Origin of the sequence: Acinetobacter sp. UBA801 (assembly GCA_002296655.1) — a bacterium.
Lineage (GTDB): Bacteria > Pseudomonadota > Gammaproteobacteria > Pseudomonadales > Moraxellaceae > Acinetobacter.
Genome location: DBIN01000028.1, coordinates 159,356 through 177,947, shown reverse-complemented (window position 1 = coordinate 177,947; position 18,592 = coordinate 159,356). Strand labels below are relative to the sequence as shown.

Here is an 18,592-nt window from a genome sequence, read left to right as displayed (position 1 = left end):
GTTAAAATCTAGCAGTTTCTTTTGGCTGGGTTGTTGTGGATGTATCAAGAGTGTACGCATGAGCTTGCAGAGCAATGGAAGTCAATTTGCGAGCAATTTAAGCCAGAAGATTTGCAAGCGACATCCCAGTTTATTCAAGCCCACGCAGAAGATTTTGTGATCGAGTTCTATCAGCAAATGTTGCTTGAAGAACATGCGACAGAATTTTTGTCTGCAGAGATGGTGAAGAATCGCTTAAAAAACGCTTTATATCAGTGGCTAATTTCCAGTTTTGAAGTTCCGTTTCAACACAATTATAACGAGATTGTAGAAAAGCAATTTAAAGTGGGCGATGTGCATGCACGTGTACAAATTCCATCTTGGCTGATTATTCGTGGTGTGCGCGTTATTATAAAAAAGGCTTTTGAGTTTTTTGCAACAGAAGCCAATAGCAACTTAAATCAGTTTAATTATTTAAGCCAAATTTTATGCTTTGCCACAGAAATTATGTGCCGATCTTATGAAATGAAGGTCGAAGTACATAATGATATGAAACATACCTATCGCTTATTTTCTGCCATGCAAGATGTTGCCGTGAACAAAGATCGACAACGCGGAACTTTGCTGGATTGGGAAAATGAACTGATGTTTCAGGTGGTGTCCGATCACACCAAAATGACGCAACCGATTTTATCTAAAACAGAATTTGGTTTATGGTTTATTCATAAAGCGGCTTATGCATTTTCAAGTTCGGAACAAGTACAAACTATTACTGAATTTATTTATCAGGTGGATGAATTAATTCAGAAAATTAGTCAATGTGAAAGTCAGGCACAGGCAATTGAAATGATTCAATCCATTCGTGCCAAGAATCGTGAAATTTTGCATTTAGTCGATCAAATTTTTCAGGTGTCTGAATATATCAGTTCAGGCAATGATGCCTTAACTCAACTGCTCAACCGCCGTTATTTAAATACCATCGTGTCCCGTGAAATTAATTTTTCACGAAAAAATAATTCGCCTTTAACATTGTTGGCGATAGATGCCGATCATTTTAAATCAATCAATGACCGTTATGGACATGCAGCAGGAGATGATGCATTACAGTTTTTAGCTGATGTGATTTTGCAATATGCAAAAGGCAGTGACTATGCCTTCCGAATTGGCGGCGAAGAATTTTTACTGTTACAGATTGATACCACCATTGATCGTGCCTTGGTAGTCGCTGAAAATATTCGTAAACGTGTCGAAAAAGCCACATTAAAAACATCAACAGGTGAAGAATTTAACTTTACCATTAGTATAGGTGTGCATGAATATGATGGGCATCCAGACTATCAACGTTTTTTTGAAGAAGTGGATAAAGCCTTGTATATGGCAAAAAATAATGGACGCAACAATGTGTCTGTAGGCTAAAGATGAAGATGTATCTAGCTAAATTTTTAATCTAGACCCCAAAAAAACCCGAACATAAATTTCGGGATTTTTTGTTTGACTGTGGAATTTAGCCACAATTTAAAAACTTTCAGGCACCGCACTTAAAAATTCACGACGAGCTTCTTTATCGGTTTTAAAGTCACCTACAAAAGACACGGTACGTGTGGTCGATTCCTGTTTGCCTACTCCGCGCATCATCATGCACATGTGGGCTGAATCAATCACCACAGCAACACCGCGTGCTTTGGTCACTTCAGCCACGGCTTCTGCAATTTGCTGAGTCAGGTTTTCCTGAATTTGTAAACGACGAGCAAACATTTCGGTAATGCGGGCAAATTTAGACAAGCCCAATACATTGCCTTCTGGTAAGTAGGCAATATGCACACGACCATAAAATGGCAATAAATGGTGCTCACATAGTGAGTAAAACTCAATATTTTTCACCAAGACCATTTCACGGTTGTCGGATGGAAATACGGCATTATTGGTTACTTCGGCTAGTGTTTGGCTATAGCCCGAAGTTAAATACGAAAAAGCTTTAGCAGCACGCATCGGCGTATCTTTTAGACCTGGACGATTAAGATCTTCACCAACGGCGGTTAGGATGTTTGCGTAGGATTGCTGCATAGACATAAGACGTGTTCACTTACACTGATATTGAACAAGGACGGCATTGTAACAGAAAACTATTGCAATGCCTTGTTTAAAAGATGAAACCGATTACTGTTTAAACTTTGGGTTTTTTTCGCTGCGTTTGAGCAACACTAAAACTGCGCCAGTGCCACCTTGTTTTTCAGGCGCACTCACAAAAGCCAAAACATCACGATGCTGACGCAGCCAACCATTTACATAAGTTTTTAAAATGGCTTCAGGGCCTTTGCCATGCACAATTTTAATCACGTTCTGGTTTTCATCTTTAGCCATTTGAATAATTTGTAAAACTGCTGCCCGTGCTTCTTCTACCGTACAACCGTGCAGATCCACAGCTTCAAACCAACGTAAGTTGCCTGCTTTTAAATCTTCAAAGACTTTATGCTGCAAGGTTGCAATACGATAGCTCAGCGACGCTTGGCTACCTACAGGGTTGAGCATGGCTTGGGTATCTGACAGAAATGTGTCATCGGTTTGCATAGGCCCTATGGCAGCTGCACGTTTGGCCAGTGTTTGTGCATCAGGTTTTCTTCTGGCAGGTGTTTCAAGTTTAGCAATATTGCCAGCATCCATTTTTTGGACACCTTGCATTTGCTGATGAAACAACGCCAAATCATCTTCCTGCTGTTGCTCAGGCGTCTGAACTTTGGGTTCAGACGATTTGGCAATAGGAGAAGAATGTGGCTGAGTGATTTGCTTTTTAAAAGACTTCAGTAGCTTGTACTGTTTTTTAGAAAGCGAGGAATCATGTTTACTCATGGTACTTTGAATGAATTAAAGATTTTCAGGCTGACCAAACAGTGCCTGAAAGGCAAGGTCTGGACGTTCTTGTTTCATAAAGCTTTCGCCTACCAAGAAACTGTGAATATCGTGTTCCTGCATCATGCGTACATCTTCAGGAGTCGCAATACCACTTTCTGTAACCAAAAGGCGAGAAGGAGGTAAAAGATTTTTTAAACGCAATGAGTTATTTAAATCGACCTGAAAGGTTTTTAAATCGCGGTTATTGACCCCTAAAATACAGCGTTCAGACAGTTTTAGTGCACGTTCGAGTTCGCTTTCATCATGCACTTCTACCAACACATCTAAATGATGTTCAAACGCCGTTTCAGACATTTCTTGCAATTGCTGATCGGACAAACAAGACACAATGAGCAAAATACAGTCCGCATGCAAAGCACGCGCTTCAATCACGCCATAAGGGTCAATTAAAAAGTCTTTACGCAGGGCGGGTAGGCTGCAGTGCGAACGGGCAATTTGAATATTTTCATCTGCACCCTGAAAGAAATCTATATCTGTGAGTACGGATAAGCAGGCTGCTCCTGCGGCTTCATATTGCTGTGCAATTTCGGCAGGATTGAAATTTTCACGAATGATGCCTTTAGATGGAGATGCTTTTTTAATTTCGGCAATTACAGCAGGGCGTTTTCTGTGCAAGGCTTGTGCAAAGCCACGTACAGGTGTTGCTGCACGTGCCAATTCTTCTAAGTCTGCATAACTACGTTGCTTCAGACGCTCGGCAAATTCTTCCTGCTTACGTTCTACAATTTTACCTAAAATTGTATTTGTAATATCAACCATGATGATTCTTCCTAACCTGTCTTAAGCTTCATACTGTTTAAGCGTTTTGGTAAATTCAGACAACACGCCCATTTTTTCCAAAGCTTGTCCACCATAAATAATGTCATGTGCCAAAGCCACACCTTGTTGGTAGCTGTTGGTCAAGCCTGATACATAAATACCTGCACCTGCATTGAGAGCAATCATATTGGCCGCTTTTTCGCCTTTGTCTGATTTGTTTTTGCCTAATGCATCTTTAATCAGATTCAAGCTTTCAGCTGGGTTCTCTACAATCAGCCCTGTTAAAGTTTGAGATTCAATCCCTACGCTTTCTGGCGTAAGTTCCCATTCGGTAATTTCACCCTCTTTAAGTTCTGCAACATAAGTGCTCGAAGCAAGACTAATTTCATCTAAACCATCTTTAGAATGCACCACCATGACATGCTCAGCACCAAGCTGTTTCATCACTTCTGCAATCGGGCGGCATAATTCATTGCTAAATACACCAATCACAAAACGCTTTACACCAGCAGGGTTAGTCAATGGCCCCAGCAAGTTGAAAATACTGCGAATACCCAGCTCTTTACGTGGTGCAACTGCATACTTCATGGCTGTGTGATGATTCGGTGCAAACAAAAAACCTACGCCCATTTCACGAATACAGCGTTCAGTTTGTTGCATATTTAAATCAAGATTAATTCCTGCTTGCTCAAGCAAGTCAGATGAACCCGAATTGGTTGAAACACCACGGTTACCATGTTTGGCAATGGTTGCGCCTGCAGCTGCAATTACAAAAGCAGAGGCGGTAGATACGTTAAATAGGTTTTGACCATCGCCACCTGTACCTACAATATCCACAAGGTACGGAATATCGCTGACATCAATTTTGTTTGCAAACTCACGCATTACACGTGCAGCAGCAGTAATTTCATCAATGCTTTCGCCTTTTAAGCGTAAGCCCATCATCAATGCACCAATTTGAGCGTCTGTTGCTTCGCCCGACATAATCGCGCGCATTACATCTTCCATTTGAGGCTGAGTCAGGTGAATTTGTTTTGTAATATGGTTCAGTGCTTGTTGAATATTCATGTGATTTGACTCGCTCATTATGCGTAAATTTCCAAAAAGTTTTTAAAGATTTGATGTCCGTGTTGGCTCAGGATCGATTCGGGGTGAAATTGCACGCCTTCAACTGGTAGAATTTTATGCTTCACACCCATAATTTCTTCCATCGAACCATCTGCTTCTTTGGTCCAGCATGTCACATCCAGACAATCTGGCAAGGTTGCTTGATCAATCACCAAAGAGTGGTAACGGGTTGCAGAAAATGGTGAAGGCAGATTGCTAAAAATACCTGCATTGCTGTGGTACATATCGGATAAACGACCATGCATCACGGTTTTAGCGCGCACAATGTTTCCGCCAAAGGCTTGTCCGATACTTTGGTGTCCTAAACACACGCCCAGTAACGGAATTTTGCCTGCAAAATGCTGAATTGTAGGAATGGAAATCCCTGCTTCAGATGGGGAACAAGGGCCTGGGCCAATCACTAAATACTTGGGTTGCCATCGCTCAATATCTTCTAATGTCACGGCATCATTACGAACGACTTTTACTTCCTGATTTAACTCGCCAAAATACTGGACGATGTTGTAGGTAAAAGAGTCATAGTTATCGATCATTAAAAGCATGAGCTAACCTATTGAAAATTAAACACTTTAAGTGCTAAAGAGTCTGGGATAATTTGCTTTATTCCGGCGCCTATAATGAGAAAGGACTTTATTTTTTCTTGTCGAAAAGAAGGTGGAATAAGGAAGCACTGATCATCATAGCAAATAATAAGCATTTTCTGCTGACTATTTATATGATAATCCCTGTTAAAGCTTATCAGCGCATTCATCATTTCAAAGCTTGTTGCGCATTATTCAGGTTTGGTCTGAAAGAAAAGATCATTTGATCAAACTGGGTCATTCAGCAGTCATATTTTAGCTTCACACTTAAGATAGCATTCAAAAATGCGCCAAAAAGTAGCATCCTGACGCATGCTATTGTGGCTCAAGTCGGTTGGTTTGGTTGCAGCGTTTCGATAGAAAATACAAATCCGCAGTATAGGTATTTTTAATCGGGTTGCTCAAAAGAATGCAGATTTAGAATTGTTAAACGATTTTATTATTTTTGCTCAATAAAAAATAAAATGTATTTAATATTGTTGGACCAAGCATAACACCGCAAAAATGGCTGCGTAGTTACAGGTTGAGCTATTTTTTGATCTACAATTCAACAGAAACAAAACATAAATGCACCAAAATAGTGCTATATTTTGCAATTTTAAATCAAATCAAATGAACAGTGTTTGAATATGGTGCAAATCATATTTCTGACAGTATAATAGCGACAAAGCAATTTTTTAAATGATGTATTCTCATACGGAATTCATGGTTTTAGCTTTGCTTTTAAAAGTTGGTACGCTAATTGCTTTATAACTGCCAACTACTAACACGCACTTTCGGGTGCAACAAAAAACATCGGAGCAAAATGAGCATGGCGAACAAGGTCCTTCAACTCATCCAAGAAAGTGGCGCAAAATGGGTAGACTTCCGTTTTACAGACACTAAAGGTAAAGAGCAACACGTGACTTACCCAGCAGACACTATTGATGAAGATACATTTGAAGACGGTAAAATGTTCGATGGTTCTTCAATCTCTGGTTGGAAAGGCATTGAAGCGTCAGACATGATTTTACGCCCAGATGCTGAAACAGGTTTTATCGACCCGTTCTTCGCTGAGCCGACAGTTGTTGTGACTTGTGATGTCATTGAACCTTCAACTGGCCAAGGTTATGACCGTGACCCACGTTCAATCGCTCGCCGTGCAGAAGAATACCTGAAATCTACAGGTATTGGTGATACTGCTTTCTTTGGCCCAGAACCAGAGTTCTTCGTATTTGACGAAGTAAAATGGGACATCGATATGTCTGGCGCGCGCCATACATTAATCGCTGAAGAAGCTGCATGGTCTACAGGTAAAGACTATGAAGCTGGTAACTCTGGTCACCGTCCACGTGTGAAAGGCGGTTATTTCCCAGTACCACCAGTCGATTCTTCTCAAGATATGCGTGCAGATATGTGTGCAAAAATTGAAGAAATCATGGGTCCTGGTCGTGTAGAAGTACATCACCACGAAGTTGCATCTTGCCAGTTAGAAATTGGTGTGAGCTTTAATACCATGGTGCGTAAAGCTGACGAAGTACAACAGTTTAAATACGCAGTTTGGAACGTTGCGCATCAATATGCAAAAACTGCAACCTTTATGCCTAAACCAATGGTAGGCGATAACGGTTCTGGTATGCACGTTCACATGTCGATCTCTAAAGATGGCAAAAACCTGTTTGCTGGTGATGAATATGCAGGCCTTTCAGAAATGGCATTGTACTTCATCGGTGGTGTGATCAAACATGCTCGTTCATTGAATGCGATCACTAACCCATCTACAAACTCGTACAAGCGTTTAGTACCGCACTTTGAAGCACCAATTATGTTGGCTTATTCTGCGCGTAACCGTTCTGCTTCTATTCGTATTCCATACGTTTCTAGCCCGAAAGGCAAACGTATCGAAGCACGTTTCCCTGATCCAATGATGAACCCGTACCTAGGTTTCGCTGCATTATTGATGGCTGGTATTGACGGTATCCAGAACAAGATCCATCCAGGTGAAGCTGCAGACAAGAACTTGTATGACCTTCCACCTGAAGAAGAAGCAAAAATCCCAACTGTGGCACACAACCTAGAAATGGCGCTTGATGCTTTGAAGGAAGATCATGACTATTTGTTAAAAGGTGGTGTATTCACCAAAGACATGCTTGATGCTTATATCGAATTGAAAACTGAAGATGTACGCCGTTTGAACACGACAACTCACCCAGTTGAATTTGATATGTACTACAGCTTGTAATACTCGAAAATTTCAAACTTGAAAACCCGCTTCGGCGGGTTTTTTGTTTTAGATTGGGCAATCATGATTTGAATTGGTATGGATTTTATCAAAATATAAGAAATCGCTTAATTTATTATGGATAATTGCAGGAAATTACGCCCTCGGTCACAAAACTTTGCCTAAATTTGGGCTAAACTAGGCTGTCTTGTTAAGGTGGCAGAACATGCGAACACAGCCTATTTTTCCCAAACAGGCAAATCTGCCTGCTGAATTAAAAACATGGCTCTATGCAGCAGGTTCTTTGACCCAACAACTGACTCAGCTCGCAGCTGGACAATTTAAAGTTGAACCACTGCAGCAATCTTTTCAGCGTTTAAATTTACAAGATGCCCAGTGGATGCAAATGCCACATTGGCACATTTCATGGGTACGTGAAAGCTATTTATATGGCTGTGATGAACAGCCGTGGGTCAAAGCCAAAAGTATTTTTCCGATTCTAAGTTTACAAAGCAAAGCCCGTTTATTTCAGCATATTGGCAATAAACCGATTGGCTGGTTTTTGTTTCAGCGCACCAATCCGCTATGTCAAAGGCGTGTGGTTTTGCTCGATGAAGGCTGGACACGGCAAAGTTGCTATACTTGGCATGGCTGTAAGTTTATTGTGCAAGAAACTTTCTTACCGCGTTTTGAGCAATTTATTCAACAACATTAAGATACGAGATTGGTATGGCATTGGCACAGCAGATCACGTGGCGTGAGCGTTTAGAAGCATATTATTATTTGTGTCGTTTCGATAAACCAATTGGCACAGAACTGGTGTTTTGGCCTACAATGTGGGCCTTGTGGATTGCCAATCAGGGCATGCCATCTATCGGGATATTAATCCCTATGATTCTAGGCACAATTTTTATGCGCGCCGCAGGTTGTGCCATTAATGACTTTGCTGACCGTAATGTAGATGGTCATGTGGAACGTACCAAAACACGTCCTTTAGCGACGGGTGTGATTAGTGCCAAAGAAGCCATTTATGTATTCTTAGATTTAGTTGCACTTAGTGCAGCCATGTTGTTGTTCTTACCGATTGAAACGTTTTATTGGTCGTTTGGGGCATTGTTTTTAGCGTTTATTTATCCATTCATGAAACGCTACACCCATTTGCCACAAGTGTTCTTAGGGGCGGCATTTTCATGGTCTATTCCCATGGCTTATACCGCTGTTGGCGCAACGCCTGATCTCACTTGCTGGTTATTGTATTTTGGCAATTTGGCATGGACTGTGGCGTATGACACCCAATACGCAATTACAGACCGTGAATATGATTTAAAAATTGGAGTGAAATCTACCGCAATTTTATTTGGTCGCTACGACATTCCAATTATTTCATTGTTGCAAGCGGGCAGTGTGCTTTTGATTGGTACGGCATTGTGGTTAGAAAATTTACTGATTCCATTTGGTTTGGCAGCGTTGTTGGTGGTGGTGGCAGACTTTATATATCAATGGCGTAAAACCAAAGATAAAGACCCGCTACGCTGTTTTTGGGCATTTCGTCATAACCGTTGGGTTGGGCTGATTATTTTTGTAGGAATTGTATTGGCTTTAATGTAAATATTTTTGTGCGATAAAAAACTGAGTAAAGCATCTGATGGTATTGTGCGGCGGGTGCTTTTTTATTAGATGGCTGATCAATTTTTTCTGTTAAAAAATAAACTGAGCATTAGAACGTACATACCTGATGTACAAAGCACTATCAGCATTATTCTGATATATTGAGCGTCATTTTGAAGTTAGAATTAGGAAAAGATGATGTCACAGTCTGAACAGCAAGCAGCTGCAAAAAAGCCAAGCCTAAAAAAGATGATTTTTTTGGCAAGCTTAGGTTTATTGATTCCTATTTTCTTGGTCAGTATGGCATTTTTAGCAGTTAATAGTGATGCTAAAAATCAGGAAAAATATAAACAACAGCAGGCAGAAATTATTGCGCGTATTGAAGCGCGTAAAGCTGCAGAACAACAAGCAAAGCAGGCCAGTCAGTTACAAGCCGCTTCAGAAGCTACACCTTAATATCGAGTTGAAGATTTTAGCTCAAATCTGATTGCAATTATCTGATACTTGGAATTTCGGTGTATCGGACAACGCGATAACCTGCCTCGTGAAACATTGCGTCCCGTTCTGCATCTTCCTGTTCTTTGCCAATATGTGAATGATCATCTAACTCTATAATTGCAATAACGTGCATGTCTGCATTTAAGATTACAAAATCAGTCACTTTACGATTAAACAGCGCACGAATTTTGTAGTGGCTATTGGTGATTAATGCGCTAAATGCCACTTGCGCCAAGATGTGATACTCAGGAAAAGCCTGTTTTAAACGCATAAACATTCTGCGTTCAAAAGCCGTCATCATCGGTTTGGGATAAAAATTTTTCTTGGGAAAAAATAATGGCTGAAAAACTAAGATAAACAGGGCAAGGCTCGCCAAGCTGCCAATAAGCAAAAAAGTCGATTGACTGGATTCAAACATAGATGATGCAGTGTCGTTAGACCCTAAGCAGCAGGAATAAAAAACCCACGTCATGCTGCGTGGGTTTTTTTAAGTAATTTGGCTCTCCCACCTGGGCTCGAACCAGGGACCTGCGGATTAACAGTCCGTCGCTCTACCGACTGAGCTATGGGAGAATCTGTCACGCATTCTATGTGGGTATCTGTTTTTGGTCAAGCTGGAATTGAAAAAAAACCGTAATTATTGATTAACTGCTTTAAAAATAATCGTCTAGCTTTGTTGTATAACAGTTTTAGAGTGTTTGAATGGCTTTGATATAATCTTCGCGTGTCGGTTGAGGGTTAGTTTTGCGACATAAATTAATTAATCGCAGCATCTCTTGCTGGGTCAGATCTGATTTCACTTGGCTTTGAATTTGTTTTAATGTTGCTTTTTGCTGCACGTTCAGATCACGACTGCATTGATACAGACGTTCATACATGAGTGTCGCGGCAGTTTTATTGCTTTCAGATTTTTGCGTACATTGAAAAATTGCAAAAATCACCACAATCAGAATTGTCCAAAAAATCAGGGATTTTAACCAAGGCGCTTGCATGGGCTTTCAAGTTTTATTGTTGTTGATGAACTTAAGGTAGCGAAAAAATAGAGGCATCACAAGAAGAGCTCCCCGATCTTCATCGCATTTTTTAATCTTAATTTAAGGGGAGAGTTGGGCATGTTCAATTCGCTTAGAACATCATATCCACTATAAAAACGATAAAAATAGCCAAAAAAATCCCACGTCATGCTGCGTGGGATTTTTTAGAATTTGGCTCTCCCACCTGGGCTCGAACCAGGGACCTGCGGATTAACAGTCCGTCGCTCTACCGACTGAGCTATGGGAGAATAGATTGGCTCTCCAACCTGGGCTCGAACCAGGGACCTGCGGATTAACAGTCCGTCGCTCTACCGACTGAGCTATTGGAGAATCTGTGGGCATTTTAGGGATGAAAGTTTAAGTCGTCAACACGTTCATCATCAGAAATGTATTGTTTGCTTTATAAATATTCATTTCATCTGCAAAAATAAAAAAACTGCCCATAAAGAGCAGTTTTCCTACAGAAAAATAGAAATTATTTTTCTACACCAGCTTCTTGACCTGCGTATTTCGCATTTGCGTAATCCCAGTTTACAAGGCTTTCTAAGAAAGTTTTGATGTAAGCAGGACGTGCATTACGGAAGTCGATGTAGTAAGCGTGTTCCCAAACGTCAATTGTCAATACTGCAACTTTGCCGTGTGCCATTGGTGTGTCAGCATTTGAAGTTTTCATAATAGAAAGTTTGCCATTTACTTCGTCAGCCACTAACCAAGCCCAACCTGAACCGAATTGAGTGGTTGCTGCAGCAGCAAATTCTTCAGCAAATTTTTCGTAAGAACCAAAATCTTCATCAATTTTAGCAGCCAAAGCACCAGTCGCTTTACCACCACCGTTTTTCGCCATACAGTTCCAGTAGAACGTGTGGTTCCAAACTTGTGCAGCGTTGTTGAATACGCCAGCTTTAGCTGCATCACCCGCAGTAGCTTTGATGATTTCGTCTAAAGTTTTACCTTCAAGCTCTGTACCTACGATTAGGTTGTTTAGATTTACCACATAAGTATTGTGGTGTTTGTCGTGGTGGAATTCTAAAGTTTCTTTACTGATGTGTGGAGCAAGATCTTCGTAACCGTATGGTAAAGCTGGTAAAGTAATGGTTGTCATGTTTTCAATTCCTTGCATTTGCTGGGTTTTAACATTAAGTGGCTCTATTGTAATAGATTTCAAGCCAAATTGCGCATTGTGTATAAATAACAATACAGAATAAGTCCTGAATGTATACATCTAAAGACCATGTCAAACACAGATGTCATTTATGTGAAACCGTAGAGTGCAACTAGGCATTAAATCGGATTATTTAATTCCAAATAACTATACTCAATATTAAACTGTTCTGAAATAGCTTTTGCGAGTCTTTGTACGCCATAACGCTCAGTTGCATGGTGTCCGCAAGCGTAATAATGTACGCCTAATTCTTTGGCTTCATAATAGGTGCGTTCACTGACTTCGCCCGAAATAAAGGCATCACAGCCTTGTTCTGCTGCTTTGCTAATAAAATCTTGTGCTGCACCTGTGCAGAACCCGACTTTTTGAATATGACTTTGTTCAGCAGGAAGGTGAATCGCATTAAAACCTAAACGTGCTGTTAAATAGTCGCGAAATTCTGTTGCACTCATGGCGTGCTTTAAAAAACCAATATTGCCAATAGGATGACGTTCACTTGGGTCTAATGCTTGCAGATTTTCTAATTGTAAAAGTTCTGCAATGGCAGCGTTGTTGCCTAGACTTGGATGTGAATCGAGTGGTAAATGATAACCCACCAAAGAAATATCATGCTGGATTAAACTTTTGATGCGTTTACCGCGCATGCCTGTAATTGGGTAAGGTTCGCCTTTCCAAAAATAACCATGATGCACCAATAATAAGTCTGCATTTTGGGCAATCGCGGCCTCAATAGCCTCTTGGGAGGCGGTTACTGCACAAAGAATTTTTTGAACGTCCGACCTGCCTTCAATTTGTAAACCGTTTGGCGCGTAATCTTTAAATTCATGTGTATTTAAAGTTTCATCACACCATTGAATAATCTCTTTTAATTGCGCCATAATTCTCTCAAATTGCTCGTATTTAGCGAATATCAAAACATATGTTGTATTGTAACTAAAGCAAGACAAAACTCTTGGGCTTTTTTATGTTTCTATTTGTGTTTCGTTTTACAATAGCTCATTCAATGAGTGAATCATCAAAAAAATTTATTTAGAGGTACATAACGTGCGCCGGACCTTTACCTGGTTACCTTGGGTGTTACTCATTCTAGTCATTATTGGCTTTGTGACTTGGCAACAACTGCAAAAACCGAAAGCGCCTGTAGCTGCAGATGGGGTCAAAATGCCTGCCGAAAAAGTTGAACCATTAATTGATTCAACACGCATGGGTGGGGTGGTGTCGTATAGTGCTGCGGTTAAAGTGGCAGCGCCTGCGGTGGTGAATATTTTTACTACACAAAAAGTCAAACAACTGGATCACCCATTGCTGAACGATCCAGCGTTTCGCGAGTTTTTTGGTAACCAGTTGCCAGATCAATTTCAGCAAGGTCCAAATGAAAACAGTTTGGGTTCAGGGGTCATTGTCCGTCCAGATGGTTATATTTTAACAAATAATCACGTGATTGCGCAGGCTGAGCAAATTGTGGTGGCTTTGCATGATGGGCGCCGTGCGGTTGCAAAAGTCGTTGGAACTGACCCAGACACAGACTTGGCGGTAATTAAAATTGACCTAGAAAAACTGCCTGTATTGCCATTTAAACTTAGTAGTAATGAAGTGGGCGATGTCGTGCTTGCGATTGGCAACCCATTTGGTGTGGGACAAACCGTGACTCAAGGTATTATTTCTGCGACAGGACGTTCTGACTTGGGCATTAATACCTATGAAGATTTCATTCAAACCGATGCAGCAATTAACCCAGGTAACTCAGGCGGTGCATTGATTGATGTGGCAGGGAATTTGATTGGGGTAAATACCGCAATTTTCTCGCAATCGGGTGGTTCATTGGGTATCGGCTTTGCAATTTCTGCGCGAGTCTGTCAGCAGGTTTTAAACTCGATTTTAAAAGAGGGACGTGTGGTTCGTGGCTGGTTAGGCATTAGTTTATTGCCTGTGCAACAAGACAATATTTTAGAACCAACACAAGGCGGTGTAGTGGTGGCCGATGTACTACGCGGCGGCCCCGCAGCAGAGGCTGGTTTAAAACGTGGCGATAAAATTTTAAAAGTGAATGATGAAGCGATTACTTCAACCTCGCATTTAATTAATTATGTTGCCGCACAAGCACCGGGTACGACGGTGACTGTTTCAGTTGAACGTGGTGAAGAAGCCTTAGAATTGCAAGTCGTAGTCGGTGAGCGCCAAGTTCAAAATACCGATAAGCAATTTATTCCATTGCCTGAATAATAGAGTCATCCACAACAAAAAAGCCCTGCCCGTTTGCAGGGCTTTTTTGTTGGCTAAGTAAATAAAGGTCGACTGTAAATAACCAAAGTGATATGGATAACGTGAATTGATTCATCTCAGGCTAGATAGAAAGGGGACGTGGCTAATAAACTGTATTGATAAATGATGAAACTTTTTGATAGATCTAATCAATCGAGTGCTTGGCGTTGGTGTGGCAGGTGTGGATGTATTCGGTGTTGATGTTATAGAAAAGTTAAACGAGCTGTTTTAAACGGATTGAACTCAACTTAAATAAAGACAAAAAAACAGCAACCGAAGTCGCTGTTTTATTAGATCAACTAAAATCATTGCTCTTGTTGAATGCCTGCTACCAACCAGTCTTGATTAGAACCTGTAAGTTTTACAAAGTGCCAAATTTCTGTAAATGGTTGCGGTAGGCTGTTCAGATCTTCGCTCACTGTACCAGTAAAACGTACGCTTACAATATATTGACCATTTTCAGTTGCAGAATCGATCACCATGGCATTCAAGTTAGAAAACTCAGCCACATCTTGATCTTGGTTCGCCATAATATCTTGATACATCGACTGATATAAATCAGGGGTTAAATAACGCTGAATTTCTGCGATATTACTGGCGGTGTTCATGGACTGAATATGGTTAAAACGCTGACGCGCTAAACGTAAAAATGTTGCAGGCTCTGAACCATCAGGCAATTGATTGCCACTGTTGGTATAAGCTGCACCAATTGGCGCGTTATTGGCAGTTTGACCAAAAGGCGTTTGAGTAGAAGCCGCAGAACCCCCAACAGATTGACCAAAAATATTGGTGTTGTCGTTACGTGGTGCTGCAGCAGGTGGTGTTTGCGCAAACGGTGCTTGATTGGCACCGCTATTTGGCGCATACGGATTAGGCGTTACTTTTTTTTTGCGCCCATCTTACGGAAAATAAAGAAGGCAACAGCAGCAGCGAGTAAAATCCAAATCCAGCTTGGAATACCGCCTTTTTCCTCTTGCGCTTCGGCAGCACTTGCAGCTTGATCATCGGCCAAGGCATTGGCAGCAACCGCACCAATTGCCGCACCTGCAACACCGGCAGCAACCATACCACCTACGCCTGGACCAGATTTTTGCTGTGCTGGTGCAGTTGTTGGTTGTTGCGCTGGCGCTGTTTGACGAGGTTGTTGGTAAGACTGAGTTGGAGCAGCCGAACGACTCACGCCATGGCTTTTACCGCCACCTGCACGTTTTGCTTCTGCTGCTAACGGAGCTACCAATAAAGTCGCTGTGAGTATTGCTGCGATCAAACCACGCTGTCGAACTTCCATCAAATTTTCCTGTATTAAAATAAAGTTAAGCTCTATATTTATGCAGGCATTTGCTGCGAATTTCAATATAAATATGATATTTTTTCTTGAAACTGAAAAAATATTATCCAAGCGTTTAGCTTAAATTTTCACTTAAATTCATGGCTTCGGTTAAGGCCTCATGTAAACGAGCCACCGCAATAATTTGCACATCTGCAATGGCTTTTTGTGGAGCATTGCCACGCGGCACAATAATGTATTTAAATCCGTGTTTAATTGCTTCTTTTAAGCGTTCTTGACCATTCGGCACAGGACGAATTTCACCCGATAAACCGACCTCACCAAATACTGCCAATTGTTGTGGTAGCGCTTTGCCACGCAAGCTAGAGGCACAGGCAAGCAGTACTGCAAGGTCTGAACCTGTTTCGGTAATTTTTAAACCACCCACCACATTCACATATACATCTTGCCCTGAAGTTTGCACGCCACCATGCCGATGCATCACTGCCAATAGCATATTCAGACGGTTTTGTTCCAGACCTAAAGCCACACGTCTAGGCTGAGCATGTGCATCATCTACCAGTGCTTGTACTTCAACTAAAAGTGGTCGCGTTCCTTCGCGGCTAATCATGACAATAGAACCCGGAATTGCCTCATCATAACGGCTTAAAAATATCGCAGATGGATTGGCAACTTCGCGTAAGCCTTTATCGGTCATCCCAAAAACGCCTAGCTCGTTCACTGCACCGAAACGGTTTTTGACTGCTCGAATCATTCGGTAGCGTGAGTCTGACTGTCCTTCAAAATACAAGACGCAATCGACCATGTGTTCAAGGACGCGCGGCCCAGCCAATGCCCCTTCTTTGGTCACATGACCGACAATAAACAGCGCAGTGCCACTATTTTTGGCAAAACGGGTCAGCAAGGCAGCTGATTCACGAATTTGTGAAACACCACCTGGAGCTGACTGTAAGGTTTCGGTATATAAAGTTTGAATTGAGTCAAGAATGGCCACTGCAGGGCGTTCATGTGCCAAAACTTCACAAATTCGTTCAACACAGGTTTCTGCCATGACTTTAAGCTGATCGGTGGGTAAGTCTAAGCGTTGAGCGCGTAACGCCACTTGCGAAAGAGATTCTTCACCTGTGATATATAAAGCGGTGTTATTGGCAGCCGCCATGTGAGTCGCTGTTTGTAGCAAAATGGTCGATTTCCCGATACCAGGATCACCACCAATCAGTACCACAGAGCCCGTAACCAAACCGCCACCCAAAACACGGTCAAACTCCCCAATGCCTGTTGTTAAACGGGTTTCGTGCGATACAGATACTTGATTGAGCGTGGTTATCGCAGCCGCTTGTCCTGCATAGCCACCGCCCATTTTAGGTTGGGCACGATGCGTCACCGTTGGGGCAATACTAACCTCATGGAGTGAGTTCCATTCCCCACATTCTGAACATTGACCTGCCCATTTAGGATGATCTGCACCACATTGTTCACAGCGATAGACACTTTTTACTTTTGCCATAACCCAGTCATTGCATCAATTAAAAATTGACTACAGCATACAGAGGAATGTTCGGGAAATGAATGTTATCTGGATTTTTCATGGAAAATCATACAACCACGTGGGTGATTGTATGATTCACGATTTGAAGGGATTAATTCAATGAATTGGGCTTTTTTTAATACAATTCGCCCGACTTGCGTTTCGCAATAAAGTCTTTGGATTCTTTGGCAATCACACCAGACAGTAACAATAAAGCAATTAAGTTTGGTACAGCCATTAAACCATTAAAGGTGTCGGCAAATAACCAAACTAAATCTAGGGTGGCGATGGTACCAATGAACACCGAAGCAATATAAATTAAGCGGTAAATCAACACGTATTTTTCGCCGAATAAATAAGTACAGCATTTTTCACCATAATAGCTCCAACCGAGAATGGTGGAATAGGCGAAGAAGATGATCCCGAAAGTGACGACCCAACCACCAAAGCCCGGCAATAACTGGTCAAAAACCTGTGTGGTGAGTACTGCGCCTGTTGCACCACCAAAGCTATTGCCTGCCATAATGAAGCCCATCACCAAAACAATCCCCGTGATGCTACAGACAATAATGGTATCAATGAAGGTACCTGTCATAGACACCAAACCTTGACGCGCAGGGTGATCAGTTTTGGCAGCCGCCGCAGCAATTGGGGCAGAACCCATCCCTGCTTCGTTAGAGAATACGCCACGTGCCACCCCGTAACGAATTACTGCACCAATTGCCCCACCTGCAACGGCTTCACCAGTAAAGGCATCACGTAAAATCAGTTCAAATGCAGGAACAACGAGGTGCAGATTGTTTAAAATAATAATCAGGCCGCCTGCGACATACAGAATGGCCATAATTGGAACAATCACCGAAGACGCTTTAGAAATAGAGGTAATTCCACCTAAAATGACGAGCGCTGAAAATACAGTAATCACTATACCTGTCATCCAGGTTTCTACGCCCATACTATTTTGTACAGCCAAAGCTACCGTGTTGGATTGCACCGAACTGCCAATACCAAATGAGGCAACAGTACCAAAGAAAGCAAAGATAATCGCCAGCCATTTCCACTTTAAACCGCGTTCGATGTAATACATCGGGCCACCGTTCATCTCACCTTTTTCGTTTTTAACACGGTATTTGACTGCGAGCACACCTTCACCATACTTGGTGGCCATACCAAATAATGCAGTCATCCACATCCAGAATACGGCGCCTGGGCCACCGAGTACACAGGCTGTTGCAACACCTGCAATGTTACCAGTACCAATGGTGGCTGAAAGTGCAGTCATCAGGGATGCGAAATGTGAAATATCGCCATCGTGTGATTTGGCATGTTCATGTTTACCAAAGACCTGTTTAAAGGCCAAAGGCAACATACGGAACTGCCAAAATAATAAACGGAAGGTAAGGAAGACACCTGTGCCTACAATGAGCACCAACATGTATGGGCCCCAGACCCAACCACTAAGTGTCTCCATGATTTTATGTAAATTTTCCATAGTATCTTTCTTCTTATTCGCCCTGAGTGAATGAATGCTTCGTTTCAGTAAAATGAAGCAATTGACATGCCATTGTTTAAACTTCCATGATTTATCGAGCATGTTTTTATCGTTTGAGAAATATTTTTTACATGAAATTTAGCTTTTTACAAGCAAAATGTTG

The 18,592-nt window shown here is 41.7% G+C and carries 17 protein-coding genes, 3 tRNA genes and 1 pseudogene; 6 read left to right on the top strand and 15 right to left on the bottom strand.

Features of this window, described 5'->3' with window-relative positions; all coding sequences use genetic code 11:
- The first annotated feature begins 39 nt into the window (after positions 1-39).
- Positions 40-1,395, top strand: a complete 1,356-nt coding sequence (locus B2W49_RS06060) for a diguanylate cyclase (RefSeq protein WP_291335478.1) — start codon at positions 40-42, stop codon at positions 1,393-1,395.
- Positions 1,396-1,494: 99 nt separating this feature from the next.
- Here B2W49_RS06060 and folE read toward each other — a convergent pair whose 3' ends face one another.
- The 5 genes from folE to B2W49_RS06035 form a co-directional block, all read right to left on the bottom strand.
- A complete protein-coding gene (gene folE, locus B2W49_RS06055; protein ID WP_171062567.1) occupies positions 1,495-2,043 on the bottom strand; it encodes a GTP cyclohydrolase I FolE in 549 nt (182 codons plus the stop codon).
- A gap of 93 nt (positions 2,044-2,136) precedes the next feature.
- Positions 2,137-2,826 carry a Smr/MutS family protein gene (locus tag B2W49_RS06050; RefSeq protein WP_291335474.1) on the bottom strand — a complete coding sequence of 230 codons (690 nt, stop codon included), beginning with the start codon at positions 2,824-2,826 and terminating at the stop codon, positions 2,137-2,139.
- A gap of 15 nt (positions 2,827-2,841) precedes the next feature.
- Entirely contained in the window at positions 2,842-3,648 is an 807-nt protein-coding gene (gene trpC / locus B2W49_RS06045) for an indole-3-glycerol phosphate synthase TrpC (protein ID WP_291335472.1), read from the bottom strand.
- Between the two features lie 21 nt (positions 3,649-3,669).
- Complete coding sequence (gene trpD, locus B2W49_RS06040) at positions 3,670-4,716, bottom strand: anthranilate phosphoribosyltransferase (protein ID WP_291335470.1); 1,047 nt, start codon at positions 4,714-4,716, stop codon at positions 3,670-3,672.
- A gap of 17 nt (positions 4,717-4,733) precedes the next feature.
- On the bottom strand, positions 4,734-5,318 hold the full coding sequence (locus B2W49_RS06035; protein WP_291335468.1) for an anthranilate synthase component II: 585 nt from the start codon (positions 5,316-5,318) through the stop codon (positions 4,734-4,736).
- A gap of 844 nt (positions 5,319-6,162) precedes the next feature.
- Between B2W49_RS06035 and glnA the strand changes: the two genes are divergently transcribed.
- From glnA to B2W49_RS06015, 4 genes are all read left to right on the top strand, one after another.
- On the top strand, positions 6,163-7,578 hold the full coding sequence (glnA, locus tag B2W49_RS06030; protein WP_291335466.1) for a type I glutamate--ammonia ligase: 1,416 nt from the start codon (positions 6,163-6,165) through the stop codon (positions 7,576-7,578).
- A gap of 205 nt (positions 7,579-7,783) precedes the next feature.
- Complete coding sequence (locus tag B2W49_RS06025; RefSeq protein WP_291335464.1) at positions 7,784-8,272, top strand: chorismate--pyruvate lyase family protein; 489 nt, start codon at positions 7,784-7,786, stop codon at positions 8,270-8,272.
- Between the two features lie 14 nt (positions 8,273-8,286).
- Complete coding sequence (ubiA, locus tag B2W49_RS06020; protein WP_291335461.1) at positions 8,287-9,165, top strand: 4-hydroxybenzoate octaprenyltransferase; 879 nt, start codon at positions 8,287-8,289, stop codon at positions 9,163-9,165.
- A 198-nt stretch (positions 9,166-9,363) separates the two neighbouring features.
- Complete coding sequence (locus tag B2W49_RS06015) at positions 9,364-9,621, top strand: hypothetical protein (protein ID WP_291335459.1); 258 nt, start codon at positions 9,364-9,366, stop codon at positions 9,619-9,621.
- A gap of 37 nt (positions 9,622-9,658) precedes the next feature.
- Here B2W49_RS06015 and B2W49_RS06010 read toward each other — a convergent pair whose 3' ends face one another.
- The 7 genes from B2W49_RS06010 to B2W49_RS05980 form a co-directional block, all read right to left on the bottom strand.
- Complete coding sequence (locus B2W49_RS06010; protein ID WP_291335457.1) at positions 9,659-10,081, bottom strand: DUF2726 domain-containing protein; 423 nt, start codon at positions 10,079-10,081, stop codon at positions 9,659-9,661.
- 79 nt (positions 10,082-10,160) lie between these two features.
- Positions 10,161-10,236 (bottom strand) — tRNA-Asn (locus tag B2W49_RS06005).
- Between the two features lie 116 nt (positions 10,237-10,352).
- Positions 10,353-10,655, bottom strand: a complete 303-nt coding sequence (locus tag B2W49_RS06000) for a hypothetical protein (protein ID WP_291335455.1) — start codon at positions 10,653-10,655, stop codon at positions 10,353-10,355.
- A 214-nt stretch (positions 10,656-10,869) separates the two neighbouring features.
- A tRNA-Asn gene (locus tag B2W49_RS05995) sits at positions 10,870-10,945 on the bottom strand.
- 6 nt (positions 10,946-10,951) lie between these two features.
- Positions 10,952-11,027 (bottom strand) — tRNA-Asn (locus B2W49_RS05990).
- A gap of 145 nt (positions 11,028-11,172) precedes the next feature.
- Complete coding sequence (locus tag B2W49_RS05985; RefSeq protein ID WP_291335453.1) at positions 11,173-11,799, bottom strand: superoxide dismutase; 627 nt, start codon at positions 11,797-11,799, stop codon at positions 11,173-11,175.
- Between the two features lie 179 nt (positions 11,800-11,978).
- On the bottom strand, positions 11,979-12,737 hold the full coding sequence (locus B2W49_RS05980) for a Nif3-like dinuclear metal center hexameric protein (protein WP_291335451.1): 759 nt from the start codon (positions 12,735-12,737) through the stop codon (positions 11,979-11,981).
- Between the two features lie 166 nt (positions 12,738-12,903).
- On the opposite strand from B2W49_RS05980, the gene B2W49_RS05975 reads away from it, so the two are divergent.
- Positions 12,904-14,082 carry a S1C family serine protease gene (locus B2W49_RS05975; RefSeq protein ID WP_291335449.1) on the top strand — a complete coding sequence of 393 codons (1,179 nt, stop codon included), beginning with the start codon at positions 12,904-12,906 and terminating at the stop codon, positions 14,080-14,082.
- A 344-nt stretch (positions 14,083-14,426) separates the two neighbouring features.
- Here the strand turns inward: B2W49_RS05975 and B2W49_RS05970 are convergent.
- From B2W49_RS05970 to B2W49_RS05960, 3 genes and pseudogenes are all read right to left on the bottom strand, one after another.
- Positions 14,427-15,409, bottom strand: a pseudogene (locus tag B2W49_RS05970) (Tim44 domain-containing protein).
- 115 nt (positions 15,410-15,524) lie between these two features.
- Positions 15,525-16,916: a DNA repair protein RadA gene (gene radA / locus B2W49_RS05965; protein ID WP_291335447.1), complete on the bottom strand. Its 1,392-nt coding sequence runs from the start codon at positions 16,914-16,916 to the stop codon at positions 15,525-15,527.
- Between the two features lie 157 nt (positions 16,917-17,073).
- Positions 17,074-18,429 carry an alanine/glycine:cation symporter family protein gene (locus tag B2W49_RS05960; protein WP_291335445.1) on the bottom strand — a complete coding sequence of 452 codons (1,356 nt, stop codon included), beginning with the start codon at positions 18,427-18,429 and terminating at the stop codon, positions 17,074-17,076.
- Positions 18,430-18,592: the final 163 nt, after the last annotated feature.

What these genes read in the sequence shown, in the direction of transcription:
- trpC (WP_291335472.1), bottom strand. Translation starts at nt 3,648, where the DNA reads ATGGTTGATATTACAAATACAATTTTAGGTAAAATTGTAGAACGTAAG.
- B2W49_RS06060 (WP_291335478.1), top strand. Translation starts at nt 40, where the DNA reads ATGTATCAAGAGTGTACGCATGAGCTTGCAGAGCAATGGAAGTCAATT.
- B2W49_RS06015 (WP_291335459.1), top strand. Translation starts at nt 9,364, where the DNA reads ATGTCACAGTCTGAACAGCAAGCAGCTGCAAAAAAGCCAAGCCTAAAA.
- B2W49_RS06035 (WP_291335468.1), bottom strand. Translation starts at nt 5,318, where the DNA reads ATGCTTTTAATGATCGATAACTATGACTCTTTTACCTACAACATCGTC.
- glnA (WP_291335466.1), top strand. Translation starts at nt 6,163, where the DNA reads ATGAGCATGGCGAACAAGGTCCTTCAACTCATCCAAGAAAGTGGCGCA.
- folE (WP_171062567.1), bottom strand. Translation starts at nt 2,043, where the DNA reads ATGCAGCAATCCTACGCAAACATCCTAACCGCCGTTGGTGAAGATCTT.
- B2W49_RS06050 (WP_291335474.1), bottom strand. Translation starts at nt 2,826, where the DNA reads ATGAGTAAACATGATTCCTCGCTTTCTAAAAAACAGTACAAGCTACTG.
- ubiA (WP_291335461.1), top strand. Translation starts at nt 8,287, where the DNA reads ATGGCATTGGCACAGCAGATCACGTGGCGTGAGCGTTTAGAAGCATAT.
- radA (WP_291335447.1), bottom strand. Translation starts at nt 16,916, where the DNA reads ATGGCAAAAGTAAAAAGTGTCTATCGCTGTGAACAATGTGGTGCAGAT.
- B2W49_RS05960 (WP_291335445.1), bottom strand. Translation starts at nt 18,429, where the DNA reads ATGGAAAATTTACATAAAATCATGGAGACACTTAGTGGTTGGGTCTGG.
- B2W49_RS06025 (WP_291335464.1), top strand. Translation starts at nt 7,784, where the DNA reads ATGCGAACACAGCCTATTTTTCCCAAACAGGCAAATCTGCCTGCTGAA.
- B2W49_RS05985 (WP_291335453.1), bottom strand. Translation starts at nt 11,799, where the DNA reads ATGACAACCATTACTTTACCAGCTTTACCATACGGTTACGAAGATCTT.
- B2W49_RS06000 (WP_291335455.1), bottom strand. Translation starts at nt 10,655, where the DNA reads ATGCAAGCGCCTTGGTTAAAATCCCTGATTTTTTGGACAATTCTGATT.
- B2W49_RS06010 (WP_291335457.1), bottom strand. Translation starts at nt 10,081, where the DNA reads ATGTTTGAATCCAGTCAATCGACTTTTTTGCTTATTGGCAGCTTGGCG.
- trpD (WP_291335470.1), bottom strand. Translation starts at nt 4,716, where the DNA reads ATGAATATTCAACAAGCACTGAACCATATTACAAAACAAATTCACCTG.
- B2W49_RS05980 (WP_291335451.1), bottom strand. Translation starts at nt 12,737, where the DNA reads ATGGCGCAATTAAAAGAGATTATTCAATGGTGTGATGAAACTTTAAAT.